This window comes from Burkholderia paludis (assembly GCF_000732615.1).
Lineage (GTDB): Bacteria > Pseudomonadota > Gammaproteobacteria > Burkholderiales > Burkholderiaceae > Burkholderia > Burkholderia paludis.
This window is the reverse complement of record NZ_JPGL01000020.1, coordinates 18075-39796: the sequence shown is the minus strand read 5'-3', so window position 1 is coordinate 39796 and position 21722 is coordinate 18075. Positions and strand designations below refer to the sequence as shown.

General features: G+C 68.5%; 22 protein-coding genes. 16 read left to right on the top strand and 6 right to left on the bottom strand.

Going from position 1 to position 21722, the window contains the following annotated elements; translation table 11 throughout:
- Nucleotides 1-6 precede the first annotated feature (6 nt).
- The 4 genes from GQ56_RS0114095 to GQ56_RS0114080 form a co-directional block, all read right to left on the bottom strand.
- On the bottom strand, nt 7-315 hold the full coding sequence (locus GQ56_RS0114095; protein WP_031399273.1) for a BolA family protein: 309 nt from the start codon (nt 313-315) through the stop codon (nt 7-9).
- 1 nt (nt 316) lies between these two features.
- A complete protein-coding gene (locus tag GQ56_RS0114090; protein ID WP_011352350.1) occupies nt 317-847 on the bottom strand; it encodes a septation protein A in 531 nt (176 codons plus the stop codon).
- A gap of 129 nt (nt 848-976) precedes the next feature.
- Nucleotides 977-1408 carry a peptide-methionine (R)-S-oxide reductase MsrB gene (gene msrB, locus GQ56_RS0114085; protein ID WP_031399272.1) on the bottom strand — a complete coding sequence of 144 codons (432 nt, stop codon included), beginning with the start codon at nt 1406-1408 and terminating at the stop codon, nt 977-979.
- Nucleotides 1409-1450: 42 nt separating this feature from the next.
- Nucleotides 1451-3019, bottom strand: coding sequence for a protein adenylyltransferase SelO (locus GQ56_RS0114080; protein WP_031399271.1), 1569 nt, complete (start codon nt 3017-3019; stop codon nt 1451-1453).
- A gap of 152 nt (nt 3020-3171) precedes the next feature.
- Between GQ56_RS0114080 and GQ56_RS0114075 the strand changes: the two genes are divergently transcribed.
- From GQ56_RS0114075 to GQ56_RS0114035, 9 genes are all read left to right on the top strand, one after another.
- The gene (locus GQ56_RS0114075) at nt 3172-4815 is read left to right on the top strand and encodes a 3-(methylthio)propionyl-CoA ligase (protein WP_031399270.1); all 1644 of its coding nucleotides are present in this window, start codon (nt 3172-3174) and stop codon (nt 4813-4815) included.
- A gap of 190 nt (nt 4816-5005) precedes the next feature.
- A complete protein-coding gene (locus GQ56_RS0114070; RefSeq protein ID WP_031399269.1) occupies nt 5006-7090 on the top strand; it encodes a 3-hydroxyacyl-CoA dehydrogenase NAD-binding domain-containing protein in 2085 nt (694 codons plus the stop codon).
- Between the two features lie 43 nt (nt 7091-7133).
- Nucleotides 7134-7766: a bifunctional nicotinamidase/pyrazinamidase gene (gene pncA, locus GQ56_RS0114065; RefSeq protein WP_031399268.1), complete on the top strand. Its 633-nt coding sequence runs from the start codon at nt 7134-7136 to the stop codon at nt 7764-7766.
- Nucleotides 7767-7817: 51 nt separating this feature from the next.
- Nucleotides 7818-8996: an acetyl-CoA C-acyltransferase gene (locus GQ56_RS0114060; protein WP_031399267.1), complete on the top strand. Its 1179-nt coding sequence runs from the start codon at nt 7818-7820 to the stop codon at nt 8994-8996.
- 261 nt (nt 8997-9257) lie between these two features.
- Nucleotides 9258-10658, top strand: a complete 1401-nt coding sequence (locus GQ56_RS0114055; RefSeq protein WP_031399266.1) for a sensor domain-containing diguanylate cyclase — start codon at nt 9258-9260, stop codon at nt 10656-10658.
- Between the two features lie 434 nt (nt 10659-11092).
- Nucleotides 11093-11407 carry a Dabb family protein gene (locus tag GQ56_RS0114050; protein ID WP_031399265.1) on the top strand — a complete coding sequence of 105 codons (315 nt, stop codon included), beginning with the start codon at nt 11093-11095 and terminating at the stop codon, nt 11405-11407.
- Entirely contained in the window at nt 11404-11883 is a 480-nt protein-coding gene (locus tag GQ56_RS0114045; protein ID WP_031399264.1) for a PaaI family thioesterase, read from the top strand. The genes GQ56_RS0114050 and GQ56_RS0114045 overlap by 4 nt, the downstream gene beginning before the upstream one ends.
- Nucleotides 11884-12087: 204 nt before the next feature.
- Nucleotides 12088-13047: an alpha/beta hydrolase gene (locus GQ56_RS0114040; protein ID WP_031399263.1), complete on the top strand. Its 960-nt coding sequence runs from the start codon at nt 12088-12090 to the stop codon at nt 13045-13047.
- Between the two features lie 42 nt (nt 13048-13089).
- Nucleotides 13090-13530 (top strand): GNAT family N-acetyltransferase, encoded by a 441-nt coding sequence (locus GQ56_RS0114035; RefSeq protein ID WP_031399262.1) that lies wholly within the window; start codon nt 13090-13092, stop codon nt 13528-13530.
- Between the two features lie 33 nt (nt 13531-13563).
- On the opposite strand, the gene GQ56_RS0114030 is transcribed toward GQ56_RS0114035, so the two are convergent.
- The gene (locus tag GQ56_RS0114030) at nt 13564-14409 is read right to left on the bottom strand and encodes an NRDE family protein (RefSeq protein ID WP_031399261.1); all 846 of its coding nucleotides are present in this window, start codon (nt 14407-14409) and stop codon (nt 13564-13566) included.
- 76 nt (nt 14410-14485) lie between these two features.
- Complete coding sequence (ygfZ, locus tag GQ56_RS0114025; protein ID WP_031399260.1) at nt 14486-15520, bottom strand: CAF17-like 4Fe-4S cluster assembly/insertion protein YgfZ; 1035 nt, start codon at nt 15518-15520, stop codon at nt 14486-14488.
- Nucleotides 15521-15597: 77 nt separating this feature from the next.
- Here ygfZ and mltG point away from each other — a divergent pair, with 77 nt between their 5' ends.
- The 7 genes from mltG to GQ56_RS0113990 all read left to right on the top strand — a co-directional run bounded on the left by mltG (nt 15598) and on the right by GQ56_RS0113990 (nt 21693).
- A complete protein-coding gene (mltG, locus tag GQ56_RS0114020) occupies nt 15598-16617 on the top strand; it encodes an endolytic transglycosylase MltG (protein ID WP_031399259.1) in 1020 nt (339 codons plus the stop codon).
- Nucleotides 16617-17237 (top strand): dTMP kinase, encoded by a 621-nt coding sequence (tmk, locus tag GQ56_RS0114015; RefSeq protein WP_031399258.1) that lies wholly within the window; start codon nt 16617-16619, stop codon nt 17235-17237. Before mltG ends, tmk begins: the two co-directional genes overlap by 1 nt.
- Nucleotides 17238-17256: 19 nt before the next feature.
- A complete protein-coding gene (locus GQ56_RS0114010; protein ID WP_031399257.1) occupies nt 17257-18285 on the top strand; it encodes a DNA polymerase III subunit delta' in 1029 nt (342 codons plus the stop codon).
- 124 nt (nt 18286-18409) lie between these two features.
- Nucleotides 18410-19189 carry a TatD family hydrolase gene (locus tag GQ56_RS0114005; protein WP_031399256.1) on the top strand — a complete coding sequence of 260 codons (780 nt, stop codon included), beginning with the start codon at nt 18410-18412 and terminating at the stop codon, nt 19187-19189.
- 43 nt (nt 19190-19232) lie between these two features.
- Nucleotides 19233-19943: an ankyrin repeat domain-containing protein gene (locus GQ56_RS0114000; protein WP_031399255.1), complete on the top strand. Its 711-nt coding sequence runs from the start codon at nt 19233-19235 to the stop codon at nt 19941-19943.
- A gap of 130 nt (nt 19944-20073) precedes the next feature.
- Entirely contained in the window at nt 20074-20430 is a 357-nt protein-coding gene (locus tag GQ56_RS0113995) for a Rap1a/Tai family immunity protein (RefSeq protein WP_031399254.1), read from the top strand.
- A 90-nt stretch (nt 20431-20520) separates the two neighbouring features.
- Nucleotides 20521-21693 carry a mechanosensitive ion channel family protein gene (locus tag GQ56_RS0113990; RefSeq protein WP_031399253.1) on the top strand — a complete coding sequence of 391 codons (1173 nt, stop codon included), beginning with the start codon at nt 20521-20523 and terminating at the stop codon, nt 21691-21693.
- The last annotated feature ends 29 nt before the right edge of the window (nt 21694-21722 follow it).

Here is a 21722-nt window from a genome sequence, read left to right as displayed (position 1 = left end):
ATGAGACTAGATTGAAGATTCGTTGAATTCTTCGGGCGTGTAAGCCACGATCGCAAGCGCGTGAATGCCGCGCTGCATCGCATCGGCGAGCGCATCATACACCAGCCGGTGCCGCGCGACGCGCGGCTTGCCCGCGAAGGCGGCCGACACGATCGTGACCGTGTAATGGCCGCCGGAGGACGCGCCGGCGTGGCCCGCGTGCTGCGCGCTGTCGTCGCGCACGGCGAGCGACAGCGGGGCGAGCGACGCGGTGAGGCGCGCTTCGATCAGGGCGATGCGCTCGTCGGGCGAGGCGTGGAGAAAGGCGTCCGTCATGTCACTCGTCCTTCAGGTACTTCGTGAGCCACAGGCTCTGCAGGATGATGAACACGACCATTGCGCCCGTCGTGCCGAACAGCTTGAAGTTCACCCACTGCGATTCGGTAAAGTTGTGCACCACGTACAGGTTCGCGACGCCGAGCACCGCGAAGAACAGCGCCCATGCGACGTTCAGCTTGTCCCACACGGGGTGCGGCAGCGTGAGCTGCTTGCCCATCATCTTCTCGATCAGGTTGTTGCCGAACGCATAGCGCGCGGCGAGCAGCCCGATCGCAAACAGCCAGTACAGCACAGTCGGTTTCCATTGAATGAATTTCTCGTCATGCAGGACGAGGGTGGCGCCGCCGAAGACGACGATCACGCCGAGGCTGACCCACAGCATCGTGTCGACCTTCCGGTGCCGGAAGGCCACCCACGCGACCTGGGCCAGCGTCGCGACGATCGCGACAGCCGTGGCGGTGAAGATGCCCCAGACCTTGAAGGCGGCAAAAAACAGGATGATCGGAAACAGATCGAACAGGAATTTCATGGCGCTCGCAGCTGCGTGAAAGGCCGCTTGCGCGGCCTTTCACCGTTGTAGGGACCCGCCAGGCATCGCCGTCGCGGATCGGGGCGGCCGGCCCGAGGCTGGCCGCCCGGCAGATCCGCCCGGCGCCGCTCATTCGTTTTCGGGTCGGGACTCGAAGTTTAACGCAGCCGAATTGATGCAGTAGCGCAAACCGGTCTGGTCGCGCGGGCCGTCCTCGAACACGTGGCCGAGATGCGCGCCGCAATGGTTGCAGCGAACCTCCACGCGCACCATCCCGTGCGAGTAGTCGACCTTTTCGTCGATCACTTCGCCGTTGAGCGGCTTGAAGTAGCTGGGCCAGCCGCAGCCCGAGTGGAACTTGGCGCCGGATTCGAACAGCGGCGTGCTGCAGACGACGCATTTGTAGATGCCGGCGTCCTCGGTGTCGGTGTACTCGCCGGTAAAGGCGCGCTCGGTCGCCGCGTGCTGCGTGACCTCGTACTGCATCGGCGTGAGCCGGCGGCGCAGCTCGGCGTCGTCCTTCCGGTACGGGAAGGTCTTGTCGTCGGAATCGTGGGACATGGGGGTTCTCCTGATCGGTCGGTCGATACGCGCGGGTTGGGTTCAGGACGAGCAGCTCACTTCGAGCGACCCGGCCCAGTCGGGCGGCAACGCCGCGTACGCTTCATGCTCGGGCTGTTCGTCGAACGGCCGGCGCAGGATCTGCGCGAGCCGCTCGACTTCCGAAAAATCCTTCTCCTTCGCGCGCCGGATCGCCACTTCGGCCAGATGGTTGCGAAGCACGTATTTCGGGTTCGCGCGGTTCATCGCGGCCGCGCGTGCCGCGTCGTCGCGTGTTTCCTCGGACAGCCGCGCGCGGTAGAGGTTCGCCCACGCATCGAATGCGTCGCGGTCGATGAACAGGTCGCGCACCGGCGCGTCGCGGCTCGCGTCGTGCTTCGAGATCTGCGCGAGCCGGCGGAACGTCAGCGTGAAATCCGCGTGGCTCGCGTGCATCGTCTCGAGCAGCTTGTTCGCGAGTTCGGCGTCGTTCTCGCGTTCGAGCGCGAGGCCGAGCTTCGCGCGCATCGCGCGTTCGAGCGCGGGGCCGAACCGTTCCGGGAACGTCGCGAGCACGGCCTGCGCATCCTCCACGGCCCGCTCGGCGCGCGCGTCGTCGTCCGCGATGCCGTGCTGCAGCGCGATCAGCGGCAACAGCGCCTGCGCGAGGCAGTAGCAGTTCCAGTGCGCGATGCGCGGCTGCATCCGGTACGCGTAGCGGCCGCTGGTGTCCGAGTGGTTGCAGATGTGGTTCGCGTCGAACGCATCGACGAAGCCGAACGGCCCGTAGTCGATCGTCACGCCGAGGATCGACATGTTGTCGGTGTTCATCACGCCGTGACAGAAACCGACCGCCTGCCATTGCGCGACGAGGTCGGCCGTGCGCAACGTCACGGCCTCGAGCAGCGCGAGGTAAGGATCGTCCGCATCGCGGCAATCCGGATAGAAGCGGTCGATCACGTGGTCGGCGAGCTGGCGCAGCAGGTCGGGGCGATCGTTCGAGAAGAAGTGTTCGAAGTGCCCGAAGCGCACGAAGCTCTCCGACACGCGCGTGACGACGGCCGACGTCTCGATCTCCTCGCGCACCACCGGCTGGTCGGAGCCGATCACCGTCAGCGCGCGGGTGGTCGGGATGCCGAGATGATGCATCGCTTCCGAGCACAGGAATTCGCGGATCGACGAGCGCAGCACCGCGCGGCCGTCGCCCATGCGCGAGTACGGCGTGCGGCCGCTGCCTTTCAGTTGCAGCTCGTAGCGGCGCCCGTCGGCACCGGTGCGTTCGCCGATCGTCAGCGCGCGGCCGTCGCCGAGCTGGCCGGCCCACACGCCGAACTGATGGCCGGAATAGACCGACGCGTACGGCAGTGCGTTCGCGGGCCAGTCGCGCGTCGGGTTGCCGGCGAACAGCTCGGCGAACCCGGGCTGCGCGGCGATCGATGGCGGCAGGCCGAGCAGTTGCGCGACTTCGTCGGAATGGCCGACGACGTACGGCGCGGCGAGCGGCGCGGCCGGCAGCCGTGTATGGAACGCGGCGCCGAGCGCGACGAACGCGCCTTCGGCGGGCGCGCCGAGCGTGGCGGCGAGGTCGGGGAGGGTGTCAGCCGCATCGGCTGCGCTTCGGGAAAACGACATGTTGAGCGCCTCTGGGTAAGCCGATATTGTAAGGCGGCGCCGCGCCGCCCGCATGGCGGCGCGCGTGCCGTGCGCCGCGGCCCGTCCGGGGCCGTTGGCGGGCGCGCGGCACAGGCTGGTCACCGATTCGCATCCTCACGGAGAACAAGACGATGGGTAAGCCGTTGCTGGGCCAGATGATGGACGTGCCGCTGCTGGTCTCCTCGCTGATCGCGCATGCCGCGCGGCACGCGGGCGACACCGAGATCGTGTCGAAGCGCATCGAGGGCGATCTGCATCGCTACACGTACCGCGATTGCGAACGCCGCGCGAAGCAGCTCGCGCAGGCGCTGGCACGGCTCGGCGTCGAACCCGGCGATCGCGTCGGTACGCTGGCGTGGAACGGCTACCGGCACCTGGAGGCGTATTACGGCATCGGCGGCATGGGCGCGGTGTGCCACACGATCAACCCGCGCCTGTTTCCCGAGCAGATCGCGTACATCGTCAATCACGCGGAAGACCGCTACGTCTTCTTCGACATCAATTTCGCTCCGCTCGTCGATGCGATCGCGCCGCAGTGCCCGCACGTGAAGGGCTGGGTCGCGATGACGGACGCCGCGCACCTGCCGTCCGGCGCGACGCCGTTCCTCTGCTACGAAACGCTCGTCGAAGCCGAGGACGGCCGCTACGACTGGCCGCGCCTCGACGAGCAGCAGGCGTCGGGGCTCTGCTACACGTCGGGCACGACCGGCAACCCGAAGGGCGTGCTGTATTCGAACCGCTCGACCGTGCTGCACGCGTACGGCGCCGCGCTGCCCGATGCGATGAACCTGTCCGCGATGGACGCCGTGCTGCCGGTCGTGCCGATGTTTCACGTCAACGCGTGGGGGCTGCCGTACGCGGTGCCGCTCACGGGCGGCAAGCTGGTGCTGCCCGGCAAGGATCTCGACGGAAAATCGCTGTACGAGCTGATGGAGGCCGAGCGCGTGACGTACTCCGCGGGCGTGCCGACGGTATGGCTCGGCCTGCTCAACTACATGCGCGAAGCCGGCGTGCGCTTCTCGACGCTGAACCGCACGGTGATCGGCGGTTCCGCGTGCCCGCCCGCGATGCTGCGCACGTTCGAGGACGAGTACGGCGTGCGCGTGATCCATGCGTGGGGGATGACCGAACTGTCGCCGCTCGGCACGCTCGCGAAGCTCAACTGGGCGCAGTCGCAGCGGCCGCTCGACGCGCAGCGCGCGCTGCTCGAGAAGCAGGGGCGCGTGATCTGCGGCGTCGACATGCGCATCGTCGGCGAGGACGGCCACGCGCTGCCGTGGGACGGCGTCGCGTTCGGCGAACTGCAGGTGCGCGGGCCGTGGGTGATCGACCGCTACTTTCGCGGCGATACGTCGCCGCTGTCGGATGGCTGGTTCCCGACCGGCGACGTCGCGACGATCGATCCCGACGGCTTCCTGCAGATCACCGACCGCAGCAAGGACGTGATCAAGTCGGGCGGCGAGTGGATCAGCTCGATCGACATCGAGAACGTCGCCATCGCGCACCCGGGGGTGGCCGAGGCGGCCTGCATCGCGTGCGCGCACCCGAAATGGACCGAGCGCCCGCTGCTCGTCGTGGTGCCCCGCGAAGGCGCGAACCTGAGCCGCGACGCGCTGCTCGCGTTCTACGAAGGCAAGGTCGCGAAATGGTGGATTCCCGACGACGTCGTGTTCGTCGAGTCGCTGCCGCACACCGCGACCGGCAAGCTGCAGAAGCTGAAGCTGCGCGAGACGTTCCGCGATTACGTGCTGCCGACGGCGGCCTGCGAGCCGTAATTGTTGCGCCCGGGCCGGCGGCGGCCCGCGAGCCGGTCGCCCGATCCGTCCCCGGATCGGGAACAAAATTCAAATTGAACGACCGTGCTTTTTCGTTGTATGCTGCCTCCGTTCGATCCGGACATGCGGCCGTTCGACCGCGCACAATGAAGCGCAGCCACCCCGGCGCGCGATGCATGGAGGCAGGCAGATGGCAGTGGATTACTCGACTCGCGACGGCGTGGCCGTCCTCACGCTCAACAATCCGCCCGTCAACGGGCTCGGCCTGTCGACCCGCCGGGGCCTCATGGACGGGCTCGAGCGCGCCGCGCAGGATCCGTCGGTCACGGCCATCGTGCTGACCGGCGCGGGACGCGCATTCTCGGGCGGCGCCGACATCACCGAATTCGGCACGCCGAAGGCCCTGCAGGAGCCGACGCTGCACACCGTGATCCGCGCGGTGGAGGCGAGCGCGAAGCCCGTCGTCGCGGCGCTGCACAGCGTCGTGATGGGCGGCGGCCTCGAGCTGGCGCTCGGCGCGCATTACCGCGTCGCGGCGCCCGGCGCGCAGGTCGCGCTGCCCGAGGTGAAGCTCGGCCTGCTGCCGGGCGCGGGCGGCACGCAGCGCCTGCCGCGAGCGGTGGGGCTCGAAACCGCGCTGAACATGATCGTGTCGGGCGCGCCCGTGCCGTCGGAGCAACTCGCGAAGAGCGGGCTGTTCGACGCAATGGCCGATGGCGACCTGCTCGACGCGGCCGTCGCGCTCGCGCGCCAGGCCGGCGCCCGGCAGGGGCCGCATCCGCGCGTGCGCGATCGCGAGATCGTCCACGCGAACGCCGCGGGCTTCATCCAGTTCGCGCGCAATTCCGCGCAGGCCGCCGCGCCGAATTTCCCCGCGCCGCACAAGTGCATCGACGCGATCGAGGCCGGCGTGCTGCACGGTTTCGACAAGGGCAGCATTGCCGAGCGCGAGGGTTTCATCGCGCTGATGATGACGCCGGAAAGCCGCGCGCTGCGGCACGCGTTTTTCGGCGAGCGCGCGGCGAGCAAGATTCCCGATGTGCCGGCCGATACGCCGCTGCGCGAGATTCGCCGCGTCGGCGTGATCGGCGCCGGCACGATGGGCGGCGGGATCGCGATGAATTTCGTCAACGCGGGCCTGCCCGTCACGCTGCTCGAGACGAAGCAGGAGGCGCTCGAGCGCGGCGTCGCGACGATCCGCAAGAACTACGACGCGCAGGTGAAGAAGGGCAAGCTCACGCAGGAGAAGCTCGACGCGCGCATGGCGCTGATCACGCCGACGCTGTCCTACGACGACCTGAAGGACGCCGACCTGATCGTCGAGGCCGTATTCGAGGAACTCGGCGTGAAGGAGCAGGTGTTCCGCCGCCTCGACGAAGTCGCGAAGCCGGGCGCGATCCTCGCGTCGAACACGTCGACGCTCGACGTCGACCGGATCGCGGCGTTCACGAAACGTCCCCAGGATGTCGTCGGCATGCACTTCTTCAGCCCGGCGAACGTGATGAAGCTGCTCGAGGTCGTGCGCGGCGCGCAGACCGCGAAGGACGTGCTCGCGACCGTGATGGCGGTCGCGAAGAAGATCCGCAAGACGGCGGTCGTGTCCGGCGTGTGCGACGGCTTCATCGGCAACCGGATGATCGAGCAGTACATCCGTCAGGCGCTGTTCATGCTCGAGGAGGGCGCGCTGCCCGCGCAGGTCGACCGCGCGATCGAGAAGTTCGGCTTCGCGATGGGCCCGTTCCGGATGAGCGACCTCGCCGGCAACGACATCGGCTGGGCGATCCGCAAGCGCCGCTACGTCGAGCAGCCCGACCTGCATTACTCGAAGATCGCCGACCGCCTGTGCGAGCAAGGCCGCTTCGGCCAGAAGACGGGCGCCGGCTGGTACGACTACGTGCCGGGCGAGCGCAAGGCGAAGCCGTCGTCGGTCGTCGACGAGCTGGTCGTCGCGTATGCGAAGGAGCGCGGCGTCGAGCGGCGCAAGATCGGCGACGACGAGATCGTCGAGCGGCTGGTGTTCGCGCTCGTCAACGAAGGCGCGAAGATCCTCGAGGAGAAGATCGCGTCGAAGGCGTCCGACATCGACATGGTCTACCTGACCGGCTATGGCTTCCCGCTGTGGCGCGGCGGCCCGATGCTGTACGCGGACACGGTCGGCCTCTACAACGTCGAGCGCGCGATTCGCCGCTACGCGGCCGCGCCGAACGGCGACGCGTGGCAGCTCGCACCGTCCATCGCGGCGCTGGCGGAAGCCGGCCGCGGGTTCAACGGCTGACGCACCGCATGGCGGCGCGGCCGATTCCGTCTGGAGACATGCGATGAAACGCACCGACGACGTACTGCTCGTGATCGACGTGCAATACGACTTCATGCCGGGCGGCGCGCTCGCGGTGCCGGACGGCGATGCGGTCGTGCCGGCGATCAACGCGCTGGCCCGGCGCTTCGACCAGGTCGTGCTGACGCAGGACTGGCATCCGCGCGAACACGTGTCGTTCGCGGCGAACCATCCGGGCCGCGAGCCGTTCTCCACGCTCGCGCTGCCGTACGGCGAGCAGGTGCTGTGGCCCGTGCACTGCGTGCAGGACACCGACGGCGCGGCGCTGCATCGCGACCTCGACATTCCGCATGCGCGGCTCGTGATCCGCAAGGGCGGCGACGCACAGGTCGACAGCTATTCGGCGTTCGTCGAGGCCGACCGCACGACGCGCACGGGGCTCGCGGGCTATCTGCGCGAGCTCGGCGCGAAGCGCGTGTGGTGCTGCGGGCTCGCGACCGACTATTGCGTCGCGTGGTCGGCGCTCGATGCGCGCGCGGCCGGTTTCGAGGCCGCGGTGATCAACGATGCGTGCCGTGCGATCGACCTGAACGGGTCGCTCGCGCGCGCATGGCAGCAGATGCAGGCGGCGGGCGTCGCACACGTGACGTCCGCGGGCGCGCGCCCTGCGGCGTAGCGCATTTCCCCATCCGAATCAGGACATGAAGCAGGACCGAAGGAGACTCGCATGACCGAAGCCGTAATCGTATCGACTGCCCGCACGCCGCTCGCGAAATCCTGGCGCGGCGCCTTCAACATGACGCACGGCGCCACGCTCGGCGGCCATGTGGTCGCGGCCGCGCTCGAGCGCGCAAAGCTCGACCCGGCCCGCGTCGAGGACGTGATCATGGGCTGCGCGAACCCCGAGGGCGCGACCGGCGCGAACATCGCGCGGCAGATCGCGTTGCGCGCGGGGCTGCCCGTGACGGTGCCGGGGATGACGGTGAACCGTTTCTGTTCGTCGGGGCTGCAGGCCATTGCGCTGGCCGCGCAACGGATCGTCGCGGGCGAAGGCGACGTGTATGTCGCAGGCGGCGTCGAATCGATCTCGTGCGTGCAGAACGAGATGAACCGGCACATGCTCCGGGAAGGCTGGCTCGCCGAGCACAAGCCCGAGATCTACTGGAACATGCTGCAGACGGCCGAGAACGTCGCGAAGCGCTACGGCATCGCGAAGGAGCGGCAGGACGCGTACGGCGTGCAGTCGCAACTGCGTGCCGCGGCGGCGCAGGAAGCCGGGCGCTTTCGCGACGAGATCGTGCCGATCACCGTGCTCGCGGGCATCGCCGACAAGGCGACGGGCCGCCTGTTCACGAAGGAAGTGACGGTGTCGGCCGACGAAGGCATCCGTTCCGATACGACGCTCGAAGGCGTGTCGAAGATCCGTTCGGCCGTGCCGGGCGGCGTGATCACCGCCGGCAACGCGAGCCAGTTCTCGGACGGCGCGTCGGCCTGCGTCGTGATGAGCGCCGATGCCGCGCAGCGCGAAGGGCTGCAGCCGATGGGCGTGTTCCGCGGCTTCGCGGTGGCCGGCTGCGAGCCGGACGAGATGGGCATCGGGCCCGTGTTCGCGGTGCCCAAGCTGCTCAAGCAGGCAGGGCTGACGGTCGACGACATCGGCCTGTGGGAACTGAACGAAGCGTTCGCGGTACAGGTGCTGTACTGCCGCGATACGCTCGGGATTCCTGAGGATCGCCTGAACGTGAACGGCGGCGCGATCGCGGTCGGCCATCCGTACGGCGTGTCGGGTGCGCGCCTGACGGGCCATGCGCTGATCGAAGGCAAGCGGCGCGGCGTGAAATACGTGGTTGTCACGATGTGCATCGGCGGCGGGCAGGGCGCGGCCGGCCTGTTCGAAATCCTCTGATCTTTGGTGCCGGGCGGCCGCGGTTTCGCTTCGGCGAGGCCGGCGGCCGCGACGTGAATCGGTGCGATCGACGCGCGATTCGAAACGATGGGGAAGTAAAAGGCATGCGCCGGACAATGCCGTTTCCCCTGACTTGTCAAACGAATTGCCCCACCTATACTTGCTCTGACATTTGCCTTTCGGCACGATGGGCCGGATCGCGCGTTGCGCGAGCCGTGCCGCCAAGGCGCGAATCCACGCAGCAGACCGACCGGGGATCGAATGAGTACGACCTATGCAGCCGGGGAACCGCCGCGTGTCGTCAGCGCAGCCGCGCGGCTCTATGCGAAATGCCTGCTGGTCGGATTCGCGCTGCTGCCGGCTTATCTGATCGCCTATCTGTGGTTCTTCAGCGACCCGGGCGTCGTGTTCGAGAATCACGCGTTCCATGAAATCGCGATTGCGGCCGCGACCCTCGAGGGCGCGTTCGTCACCTACGTGACGTGGGTGTGCTACCGGTCGTCCGGCGAGCCGCTGCTGCGCTGGTTGACGCTAGGCTTCCTCGGCTTCGCGATGATCTATGCGCTGCACGGCGCCTTCACCGGGATGGCGCACCACAATATCTGGCTGTTCCTGCTGTACGGGCCCGCGTCGCGGCTCGTGATGTCGATCCTGCTGCTGACGGGCCTGCTGTCGTATTCGCGTCCGCCCGACCGTATCGAGAAGCGCACGAGCGTGAGCACGTGGCTGCCGTGGATCGTGTTCTTCGTGATCGTCAACGTGGCCGTGGCGTACGTCGCGTATTCGCCGGTCGCGGGCGCGCCGGGCACGCGGCTGTCGATGGAGGGCGGTGCGCTCGTGTTTTCGTTGCTGAACGTCGCCGTGCTGCTCGCGCGGCGGATCCGCTCGCCGCTCATGGTGATCTACGGCGTGTCGATCATGGCGTTTGCGCTGTCGTCGCTCGCGTTCATTCTCGGCAAGCCGTGGAATCACATGTGGTGGCTTGCGCACGCGATCTTCGCGGGGGGCTTCTTCCTGCTCAGCTACGGCGTCGTGCAGGCGCTGCAGACCACGCGCTCGTTTTCAGCGATCTACAGCCAGGAAGACCTGATGAGCCGGTTGTCGGAGTCGATGGCGCGCACCGAGAGTGCGCTGCAGGAACTGCGACGCACGAACCAGAAGCTCGAATACATGGCCGCGACCGATCCGATGACCGGCGCGTCGAACCGCCGGCAGTTCATCGCGCAGGTCGAGCGCGAAATGGTGCGGGCCGAGCGCGACGGCACGCCGTTTTGCCTGCTGGCGCTCGATCTCGACAATTTCAAGAACATCAACGATGCGTACGGGCACCAGATCGGCGACGAGGTGCTGCGCGGCGTCGTGCGCCAGTGTCTCGATGCGATCCGGCCGGCGGGCGGGCTCGCGCGCGTCGGTGGCGAGGAATTCATGGCGCTGCTGCCGGAAATGCCGCTCGAAGGCGCGCGGATGACTGCCGAGCGCGTGCGCTCGTCGATCGCGAGCTCACCGTTCGGGCTCGATTTCAAGCGCGTGCAGGTGACGGTCAGCGTCGGCGTCGCGCAATACGGGACCGACGGCAGCACCGTCGATGCATTGCTGCGCGTGGTCGACGAACGGCTGTACCAGGCGAAACGGGAAGGGCGGAATCGGGTTGTGTCGCGGTGATGTGCTGTCGCGCGTTGTGATGCGAGGTCGTCGTCGCGATCGCTGGTCGTGCAAGGGGCTATATGCGCGTTTTGGCGGCGCGTGGCCGGGTATTCGTCGTTCTCGCATGGATTCTCCGGTGCGGTCATCCTGTTTCGGTATGTCCTGAGCCCGGCGCCGGGCGGACGCACTTCAAGATACAGTCCATCGATATCGGTAAGTTTGGTAGGCTTGTTGCCTGCCTTCGCTTGTCGCGCCTTGACGTCGGCAAGGGGCATGGCGAAAAAGCGGGGGCGCGTTGGGCGGGGTAACGTGATACCCGCTTTCCCGCCCGCGTTTTCCCGGCCGCGTGCAATTTCAGGCGAACGCGAGCGAACGGCAAGAGGGCCGAAGGTGCCCGACCGACAAGGGTTGCAGGGTCAATCCCGGCGCCAAAACGAACTGGAGCGAACGAAGTGATCAGACATATCGTCATGTGGAAGTTGAAGGAATCGGCCGAAGGCGCGACGCGCGCACAGAACGCGCTGAAGCTGAAGGAAAAGCTCGAAGGCTGCCGCGACCTCGTGCCGGGCACCCTGCAGATCGACGTCGGCGTGGCAACGCCTGGCCTCGACGCGACCGCCGACATCGTGCTCGTGTCCGATTTCGCGGACAAGGCGGCGCTCGATGCCTACCAGGTGCACCCGGTTCACCAGGAAGTGAAGAAATTCGTCGTCGCGGTGGCCGAGTCGCGCGAATGCGTCGACTACATCGTCGACATCGCACGATGAGCGACGCGGCAACCCCGACGGACGGCCCGTCGATCGAAAGCCCGTTCGTCGACCTGCTCGGCGTGCAGCTCGTGTCCGCGAAGGACGGCGCGAGCGAGCTCATGCTGCCGCTCGAAGAGCGGCACATGAACACGTGGAGCATCGCGCACGGCGGCGTGACGATGACGCTCGCGGACATCGCGCTCGCGATGGCCGCACGCAGCCTGACCGACGACGGCGTCGGCGTCGTGACGGTCGAGATGAAGGTGAACTTCATGCAGCCGGGGCGCGGCGAGTTGCGCGCTTACGGGCGCGTGATGCACCGCTCGACGACGATGGCCTACTGCGAAGGCGAAGTACGCGACAGCGACGGCAATTTCGTCGCGAAGGCGCTCGGCACGTTCAAGTACATGCGGCGGCTCGCGGTGGGCCGCGACATCAAGCGGCAGCGCTCGCGCACGGCGCCCGACGCCCAGCCCGGCCCGAGCGACGCGTAAGTGCCGGAACGCACGGCCCTGCCTCGTTGCTACTGGCAGGGCCGTTCTGTTTTGCGGAGCGCATGTGTACGTCGAACGCGTTCACGGCAGGCCGAAGGAGGGCCGGGATTGCGACGCGCGAAGCGCACCACGCCCGCGCGCCGCGGGCGTGGCATCATGTGACGCTTGTCCGTTCACGGCGTCGCACCGGCGCCGTCCCAATCGATGCCGCTGAATCCGAAGATCGCCCAGGTGCTCGACATGATCGAGCGTGCGAAACGTCCGTCCTATCACCGGCAGACGCCGCAGCAGGCGCGCGCCGCATACGAGAAGAGCGCGCCGATTCTCGATGTCGCGCCCGCGCCGATGCACTCGGTCGAGGAATGCGTCGTGCCGACGCGCGACGGCGGCACGATCGGCGCGCGGCTGTACCTGCCGGTCGCGCCGAGCCTTGCGGAGCCGCTTCCCGCGCTCGTCTATTACCACGGTGGCGGCTTTACGGTCGGCAGCGTCGATACGCACGATGCGCTGTGCCGGATGTTCGCGCACGAGGCGCAGTGCGCGGTGCTGTCGGTCGGCTACCGGCTCGCGCCCGAACACCGGTTCCCGACCGCGGTGAACGACGCCGACGACGCGTTGCGGTGGCTGCATCGCGAGGCCGCGGCGTTCGGCATCGATGCCGCGCGATTGGCGGTCGGCGGCGACAGCGCGGGCGGCACGCTCGCGACCGTCTGCGCGGTGCTGGCGCGCGACGCCGGCATTCCGCTGGCGCTGCAACTGCTGATCTATCCGGGCGTAACGGGCTTCCAGGACACCGAATCGCACGCGCGGCTCGCGAACGGCTACCTGCTGACGCAGGACACGATCCAGTGGTTCTTCACGCAATACGTGCGCAACGACGCCGACCGCGACGACTGGCGCTTCGCGCCGCTCGACGGCACGCGCGATGCGCCGTCGTTCGAGGGCGTCGCGCCGGCGTGGATCGCGACGGCCGAGTACGATCCGCTGAGCGACGAGGGCGCCGCGTATGCGGACAAGCTGCGCGCGGCCGGCAACGCGGTCACGCTGGTCTGCTATCCGGGGATGATTCACGAATTCTTCAAGATGGGCGGCTACGTGCCGGAGGTGCGGGCCGCGCATGTCGACGCGGTCGCGGCGCTGAAGGCCGCATTCGACGACGTCTGACGGTGGGCGCTTGGCGGCCTGCGTGCCGCGTGGAGGGCTGCGATGACGAACGGCGGGGTGGAAACGGGCGACTGGACGGTACTGGGCGGCGACGCGGCGCGGATCCGCGACGCGGTATTCGTGCGCGAGCAGCGGATTCCGCCCGAATGGGAGCTTGACGACGACGATCCGCTGTCGCTTCACGCGGTGGCGTACCGGGTCGAAGCGGCAACCGGCGCACGTCGCGCGGTCGCAACGGGGCGGCTGCTGCCGTCCGGCACGATCGGCCGCGTCGCGGTGCTGGCCGATATGCGCGGGCAGGGCGTCGGGTCGGCTGTATTGACCGCGTTGCTGGCGGCGGCGCGGTACCGCGGCGAGCGTGTCGTGCGGCTTTACGCGCAGGATTCGGCCGTGTCGTTTTATCTGCGGCACGGTTTCGCCACGGTCGGCGAACCGTTCGTCGAAGCGGGCGTGCCGCACGTCGAGATGGCGCGCGCACCGTAGCGCGGCGCGCGCCCGATCAGCGCGCCGGCACGTTCAGCGCGGCCGCGTCGCGTCGAGATCGAACGTGAACGCGCGCTCGAACGTGCCGGGGCGGACGGTGCGGTGCGAACCGTCGTCGTCGCAGCGTTCCTTGATCTCGACCGTCAGCCGCACGCCTTCCTTCATCGTGACGCGCAGCGCGGTCGTGCCGCGCGTGCCGTATTCGGGTGTCTCGATGAACGCGGCCGACAGCGCCCGCTCACGCTCGATCGGAATGCCGGTGTGCGGCAGCGCGTCGTCGTCGGCGACATGCGGGTCGCGCATCAGCGCGATCAGTTCATCGAGCGGCGGGGCCGGATTGTCGGTGAGCAGCGTGCCGAGCTCCGCGCGCTTGCGCACCACTTTCGGCCAGGGCGTATCGAGCCGCGCATTCGACAGCGCGTGCACGCCGGGTGCGATGGCGACGGGCGCGGCGACACTGCTTTCGCCGTCGGGCGCGCGGTTGCAGAACCACGCGAGTTCGCGCCGTTTCCAGTCGCCGACGAGCAGGTTGAAGCCGTTGTAGACGGCCGCATGCTCGGCCAGCTGCCCGAGATAGTCGAGCGGCCCAACCGGCTGGCCGCCGAGGAAATCGGACACGAGCTTGCCGCGGGTTGGCGCGCCGGCGCGGATGTCGAACGGCGCGCGGTAGTTCGTCAGCGCGGCGAAGCGGCCGTCGCGCGACACGCCGAGCCACGTGCCGCCGGCTTCGAGATCGCGGCCGGCCAGTACGCCCGGTACATCTTCCCACCACGAGAGCGGTGCACTCGTCCGGCGAAAGAACTCGTCGCGATTGGCGGCGAGGGTAAAGACGGGACCGGCGGCGGCATCGGGCTGCCAGTCGAAGGCAATCAGACACATCGGGCGAATCTCTCGCAGGAAACATCGGGTGCCGGCTGCGACTTGCCAGCCGGCGCGCGAACGGGTTGTCAGTGCGTCACACTTCCGTCGGCCATGCGTACGGCAGTGTGTCGAATGCAAGCACCGGACCGTCGGCCGAACCGAGGTGCACCGTGCCGTTGTCGAGCGCCGCGAGCTTGATTTCGACGAGCGCGTCGACGCCGCCCGCGGGCGCGGCCGCCGCGTTTACGATCATCCCGCACGGCTGGCCGGGATCGTCGCTGTGAAACAGCTCGACGCCGGCATGCACGGCGTCGGTCTCGCCGGCGACGTGCGCGAGCGCGGTGCGGCGCTTGATCGTGCCGCGGTACTGGCTGCGCGCAACGATTTCCTGGCCCGGGTAGCACCCCTTGCGAAAGTTAACGGCACCGATCACGTCGAAGTTGACCATCTGCGGCACAAACTGCTCGACCGCCGGCTGCGTGATGCGCGGTTCGCCCGCGCGGATGTCGAGCCAGTCCCAGACCGCCGGCGACACGACCGGCAGCGTGCCGGCGAGCGCAGCGATGCGCGCATCGACTTCCGCGCGCGAGCCGATCCACAGGTAGCGCTTGCGGCCGGCCGCATCGGGCACGCGGATCAGCGTGCCGGCCGGGCCGTCGACCTTCACGTGCACGCCGTCCGGCAGCGCGTCGAAGATGCCGGACAGCGCGTCGCGCACGTCGCCCGCGAAACCGGCCACCGCGAGCGTGTCGCTCGCATCCGTCAGCTTCGCCTTCGCGCGCAGCACGAACATCGACAGCCGCTTCTGCACGGCCGGCTGCACGTCCTTCGACACCAGCAGGCGCACGCCGTGGCCGGCCCGCCACGCGAGGAACGACCCGAGGAGGCGCCCCTTCGGCGAACAATAGCCGGACAGCCGCGCGCTCGCGGCGTCGAGGTGCTCGATATCGTTGGTGAGCTGGCTGTGCAGGAACGTCGCGGCGTCGTCGCCGGCCACGTCGATCACGCCGAACTGCGGAAGCGGCATGCAGGCGCCCGGCGCGTCGAAATCGGCGGCGGACGGGCGAGGGAACACGGGGAGCGAGGCGGGCGCGGCCGGGACAGCCGGTGAAGCGAACGGTGTACTCATGGAATGAGGGAACAGTCAACCCTGACTTTGACGAAGGCGAGCAAGTATTATATGGGTCTTACCTGAGTCACGTTTCCATGTCCCTACTGAAGAAATGCGCCGCGACGATCGTGGCGCTGGCCGTTGTTGTGGCCGCTGCCGGCGCGGGCGGCGGATATTACTGGGCAACCCGGCCGCTGTTGCTGGGCTCGGCGTCGCTCGACGTCACGATCAAGCCGCGCAGCAGCGTGAAAAGCGTTGCGCTGCAGCTCAGGCGCGGCGGCGTGCCGGTCGAGCCGCTCGGCTTCGTCGCGATGACGCGCGTGCTCGGGCTGTCGAGCCGCCTGAAATCCGGCAACTACGAATTCAAGACCGGCATCACGCCTTACGAGGTGCTGCAGAAGATCGCGCGCGGCGACGTGAACGAGTACGTCGCGACCGTCATCGAAGGCTGGACCTTCAAGCGGATGCGCGCGGAACTCGATGCGAACCCGGATCTTGCGCACGCGACGTCCGGCATGAGCGACGCCGAGCTGCTGCGCGCGATCGGGGCGTCGGACAACGCGGTGCGGCGCGGCAGCGGCGAGGGGCTGTTCTTCCCCGATACCTATCTGTTCGACAAGGGCACGAGCGACCTGAACATCTACCGGCGCGCCTACCATCTGATGCAGACGCGTCTCGACGAGGCCTGGGCCGCGCGCGCGCCGGGCCTGCCGTACCGGACACCTTACGAAGCGCTGACGATCGCGTCGATCGTCGAGAAGGAAACGGGGCATGCGGCCGACCGCGCGTTCGTCGCGGCCGTGTTCGCGAACCGGTTGCGCATCGGCATGCCGCTGCAGACCGATCCGTCGGTGATCTACGGGCTGGGCGACGCGTACGACGGCCGTCTGCGCAAGCGCGACCTGCAGGCCGACACTCCCTACAATACTTACACCCGACGCGGCCTGCCGCCGACGCCGATCGCGTTGCCGGGCGTTGCCGCGCTGCAGGCGGCGATCAATCCGGCCCAGACGAGCGCGCTTTATTTCGTGGCGAAGGGCGATGGCACGAGCGTGTTCTCGGACACCCTCGGCGACCACAACAAGGCCGTGGACAAGTACATACGAGGTCAATAATGGCGAGCGGTAAATTCATCACGTTCGAAGGCATCGACGGGGCGGGGAAAACCACCCACCTGCAATGGTTCTGCGAACGTCTCCAGGGCAAGCTGGCCGCGGCCGGCCGGCAGGTCGTCGTGACCCGCGAGCCGGGCGGCACGCAGCTCGGCGAGAAACTGCGCGAGATCCTGCTGAACCAGCCGATGGATCTCGAAACGGAAGCGCTGCTGATGTTCGCCGCGCGCCGCGAGCACCTGGCGCTGGTGATCGAGCCGGCGCTCGCGCGCGGCGACTGGGTCGTGTCCGACCGCTTTACCGACGCGACGTTCGCGTACCAGGGCGGCGGCCGCGGGCTGCCGCGCGACAAGCTGGAGGCGCTCGAGCGCTGGGTGCAGGGCGGCTTCCAGCCCGACCTGACGGTGCTGTTCGACGTGGCGCCGCAGATCGCGAGCGAGCGGCGCGGCGCGGCGCGCATGCCCGACAAGTTCGAAAGCGAATCCGACGCCTTTTTCGCGCGCACGCGCGGCGAATACCTGCGGCGCGCGGAAGAGGCGCCGCACCGTTTCGCGATCGTCGACGCGACGCAGTCGATTCCCGAGATCCGCCAGCAGCTGGAACGCGTGCTCGCCGCGCTGTAATTCGCAAGGAACGCACCCCATGATCTATCCGTGGCAGACCGACGACTGGAACCGCCTGCAGCAATTGCGCGCGCAATGGCCGCACGCGCTGCTGCTGCATGGCCAGGCCGGGATCGGCAAGCTGCAGTTCGCGCAGCATCTCGCACAGGGCTTCCTGTGCGAATCGCCGCGGCCGAACGGCGAGCCGTGCGGCGCCTGTGCGGCCTGTACCTGGTTCTCGCAGGGCAACCACCCGGACTACCGGATCGTGCTGCCCGAGGCGCTGGCGGGCGAAGCGCCGGGCGCCGCGGACGACGCGAAGCCGGCCGACGCGGACGAAGGCGGCAAGAAGACGCGCGCGCCGAGCAAGGAAATCAAGATCGAGCAGGTGCGCGCGCTGCTCGACTTCTGCGGGGTCGGTTCGCACCGCGGCGGCGCGCGCGTCGTCGTGCTGTATCCGGCCGAGGCGCTGAACGTCGCCGCGTCGAACGCGCTGCTGAAGACGCTGGAAGAGCCGCCGTCCGGCGTGGTGTTCCTGCTCGTGTCGGCGCGCATCGACCGCCTGTTGCCGACGATCATCAGCCGCTGCCGGCAGTGGCCGATGAGCGTGCCGGCGCCGGATGCGGCCGCGGCCTGGCTCGCGGCGCAGGGCGTCGACCACGCGAGCGCGCTGCTTGCCGAGGCCGGCGGCGCGCCGCTCGCCGCGCTGGCGCTCGCGAGCGACGAGAATCGCCCGTTGCGCGACTACACGCTCGGGCAACTCGCGGCCGGTGCGGCGTGCGACCCGTTCGCGTGCGGCGAGGCGCTGCAGAAGCTGCCGGTGCCGCTGGTGCTCGGGTGGCTGCAGCGCTGGCTGTACGATCTGCTCGCACAGCGCATGGCGGGCACGCCGCGTTATTTCCCGACGCACGCCGCGGCGCTCGCGCGCTGCGCGGAATCGGTCGACGCGAACGCGTTCGCGCGCTTCATGAAAGCCGTGACGCGGCAGCGGACGGTCGAGAACCATCCGCTCAACGCGCGGCTCGTATTCGAGGAATTGTTTCTCGGATACCGGGATATGTTCGCGTGATCCCGCCATTGTTTCGCCATGGTTGTGAAGCGATGACCGGGCCGTGCCGCCGCGCGACCGTGGCCGGCCGTTGCCACCTGCCGGCGAGCGCATGAGCGCGCGCCTTACGAATTCAGGAAACACGATGTTCGTCGACTCTCACTGCCACATCAATTTCAAGGGCCTGGCCGACCGCCTGCCGGCCGTGCTCGAAAACATGCGCGAGCACGACGTCACGCACGCGCTGTGCGTGTCCGTCGATTTCGAGACGCTGCCCGAGGTGCTCGCGATCGCCGAAGCGCACGACAACGTCTATGCGTCGGTCGGCGTGCACCCCGATCACGAGGATGCGCACGATCCGACGCTCGCGGAGCTCGTCGAGCTGGCCGCGCACCCGAAGGTCGTCGCGATCGGCGAGACGGGCCTCGACTACTACCGCCTCGAAGGTCGCTCGATCGCCGACATGGAGTGGCAGCGCGAACGCTTTCGCACCCACATCCGCGCGGCGACCGCGACGATGAAGCCGCTGATCATCCACACGCGCTCGTCGTCTGAGGATACGTTGCGGATCATGGCCGAGGAGCGGGCCGACGTGCCGGGCGGCGTGATGCACTGCTTCACCGAGCCGTGGCCGGTTGCCGAGCAGGCGCTCGCGCAGAACTTCCATATCTCGCTGTCGGGCATCGTCACGTTCAAGAGCGCGACCGACGTGCAGGACGTCGCGCGGCGCGTGCCGCTCGACCGGCTGCTGATCGAGACCGACTCGCCGTACCTCGCGCCGGTGCCGTACCGCGGCAAGCCGAATGAACCTGCGTACGTCAGCCATGTCGGACGCTTTATCGCGTCCGAGCGCGGGATCGCCGTCGAGGCGCTCGCCGACGCGACGACGCAGAACTTTTTCCGGCTGTTCAAGATCGCCCGCTGACGACGCGCGCACAGCCGACAACCCAGGGAAGGAGCCCACAACAATGACGAAGTCGACCCATCATTTCTCGAAGCGCGCCCTCGTTGCCGCCGCGCTCGTCGCGAGCGGCCTGTTCGCCGCGGCCGGCGCGCATGCCGAGTCGCTCGACGCGATCGTGAAGGCCGTCAAGTTCGACGACATCGCCGACATCGGCAAGCAGCTCAAGAGCGGCAAGCTCGACCCGAACACGATCGCGCCGAACGGCGATCCGCTGCTGGTGATCGCGGCGCGCGAGAAGTCCGACAAGGTCGCGGCGGCGCTCGCCGCGACGCCGAACGTCGACCTCGAGAAGGAAGACAAGGCTGGCGAGAACGCGCTGATGCTCGCGTCGCTGAACGGCGACCTCGGCCTCGCCAAACTGCTGATCGACAAGGGTGCGGAAGTCAGCAAGAAAGGCTGGGCGCCGCTGCACTACGCGGCGACCAACGGCCAGGACGCGGTCGTGAAGCTGCTGCTCGACCACGACGCGTACATCGATACCGCATCGCCGAACGGCACGACGCCGCTGATGATGGCCGCGCGCGGCAATCATGCGTCGACGGTCACGCTGCTGCTCGACCAGGGCGCCGATCCGCAGGTGAAGAACCAGCTCGGCATCACCGCGCTCGAGTTCGCGAAGCACTACAACGCGCCGGACGCGATCGACATCCTGAGCAAGCGCACGGTGCGCGTCGGTGCATCGGCGCCGGCCGATGGCCAAAAGAGTGCAAAATAACGGCTTTGGGTGCGACCGGCCGGGGGGCAGACGGCGTCCGCCCGGCCGGATTCGGGCCGGGGCGCGGCGTCCGGCGTCGCGCCGGCCAGGACAGCAGGCGGTCTCGGGCCGCATAAACATAAGGAACACCATGTTGCGCGCAATGTTTTGTGCCGCGGCGTTTGCCGTGCCGTTGTCGGCGGCGGCTTTCACGGGCGCGGATCTCGACCGGCTGTGCGCGAAGACGGACGTCAAGTCGCGGGCGTCGTGCGCGGCCTACATCGAAGGCGCCGCCGACGGCGTCTACAACACGATCGATGCGATCGGCGGCACGACGGGGCCGCGCGTCGGCCAGTATTTCTGCCTGCCGCCCGACATCCGGGCGCAGCAGATGACCGACGCGGTGCGCAAGTACATCGCGGAAAATCCGAAGCTGGCCGACTACAACGCGAGCACCGCGGTGTCGCTCGGTCTCGGCAAGGCGTTTCCCTGCAAGGGCGGCAACTGATTTGACGCCGTGTCCGGGCGCAGACGTTGCCCGGACGCCGCCGACGCATCCAGGACGAGGCGCGAGCGCCTCATCAGCCACGGGGCGCCGATGATTTCAATCGAGGAACTGCAGCGCATCGCCGATGCGCCGCTGCATTCATGGCTCGGCACGCTGGCGGTGTCGGTCATCGTCGTGCTGGTCGTCTCGATCGTGCACCGCCTCGGCGCGCGGATCGTCCGGCGCGTCGCGCAGCCGTATCCGCTGACGAGCGCGATCCTGCGCTACATCGACAGGCCGTCGCTGGTCGTGCTCGCGCTGCTGGCGCTCGAATTCCTGTGGGTCCAGGCGGACGACGGCATGTCGTTCGTGCGCGGCATGCGCACGGCGGCGGCAGTCGGCTCCATCGTGGCGCTGACGTGGCTGCTGGTGCGGCTCGCGGCCGGCGTCGGCGACGCGATCATCCAGGCGCATCCGATCGATACGGCCGACAACCTCCAGGCGCGGCGCATCCATACGCAGGCCCGGGTGCTCGTGCGGACCGTGATGGTGCTGATCGTGATCGTCGGCACCGGCGCCGCGCTGATGACGTTCCCGAACGTGCGCCAGGTCGGCGCAAGCCTGCTGGCGTCGGCCGGCGTCGCGGGCCTGGTCGCCGGCATCGCCGCCCGGCCGGTGCTCGGCAACCTGATCGCCGGGCTGCAGATCGCGCTCACGCAGCCGATCCGGCTCGACGACGTGGTCGTGATCCAGGGCGAGTGGGGGCGCATCGAGGAAATCACCGGTTCGTTCGTGTCGGTGCGGCTGTGGGACCAGCGGCGCCTTGTCGTGCCGTTGCAGTGGATCATCGAGAACCCGTTCACGAACTGGACGCGCAGCAGCGCGGAGATCATCGGCACGGTCTACCTGTCGGTCGATTACCGCACGCCGCTCGCGCCGCTGCGCGACGCGCTCGCGCGGCTCGTCCAGGCGGCGCCCGAGTGGGACGGCCGCGTGCAGGTGCTGCAGGTGACCGACGCGACGGAGCGCACGATGCAGTTGCGCGCGCTCGTCAGCTCGGCCGATTCGTCGTCGTGCTGGGATCTGCGCTGCCGCGTGCGCGAAGGCCTGATCGCCTACCTGCAGGATCACTACCCGCAATGCCTGCCGCGCAGCCGCATGGAGCTGTATCCGCACGAATCGGCGCAGGACGCGCCGAACCCCGAACGGCCGCATGCGCGGCCGCCCGCCGCCAGCACGGCGGCCAACACGGCAGCCGATCCGCAGGCCGCCGAACGCCGCTGAACGCGGCCCGGCACCTGTCCGCCATTCCG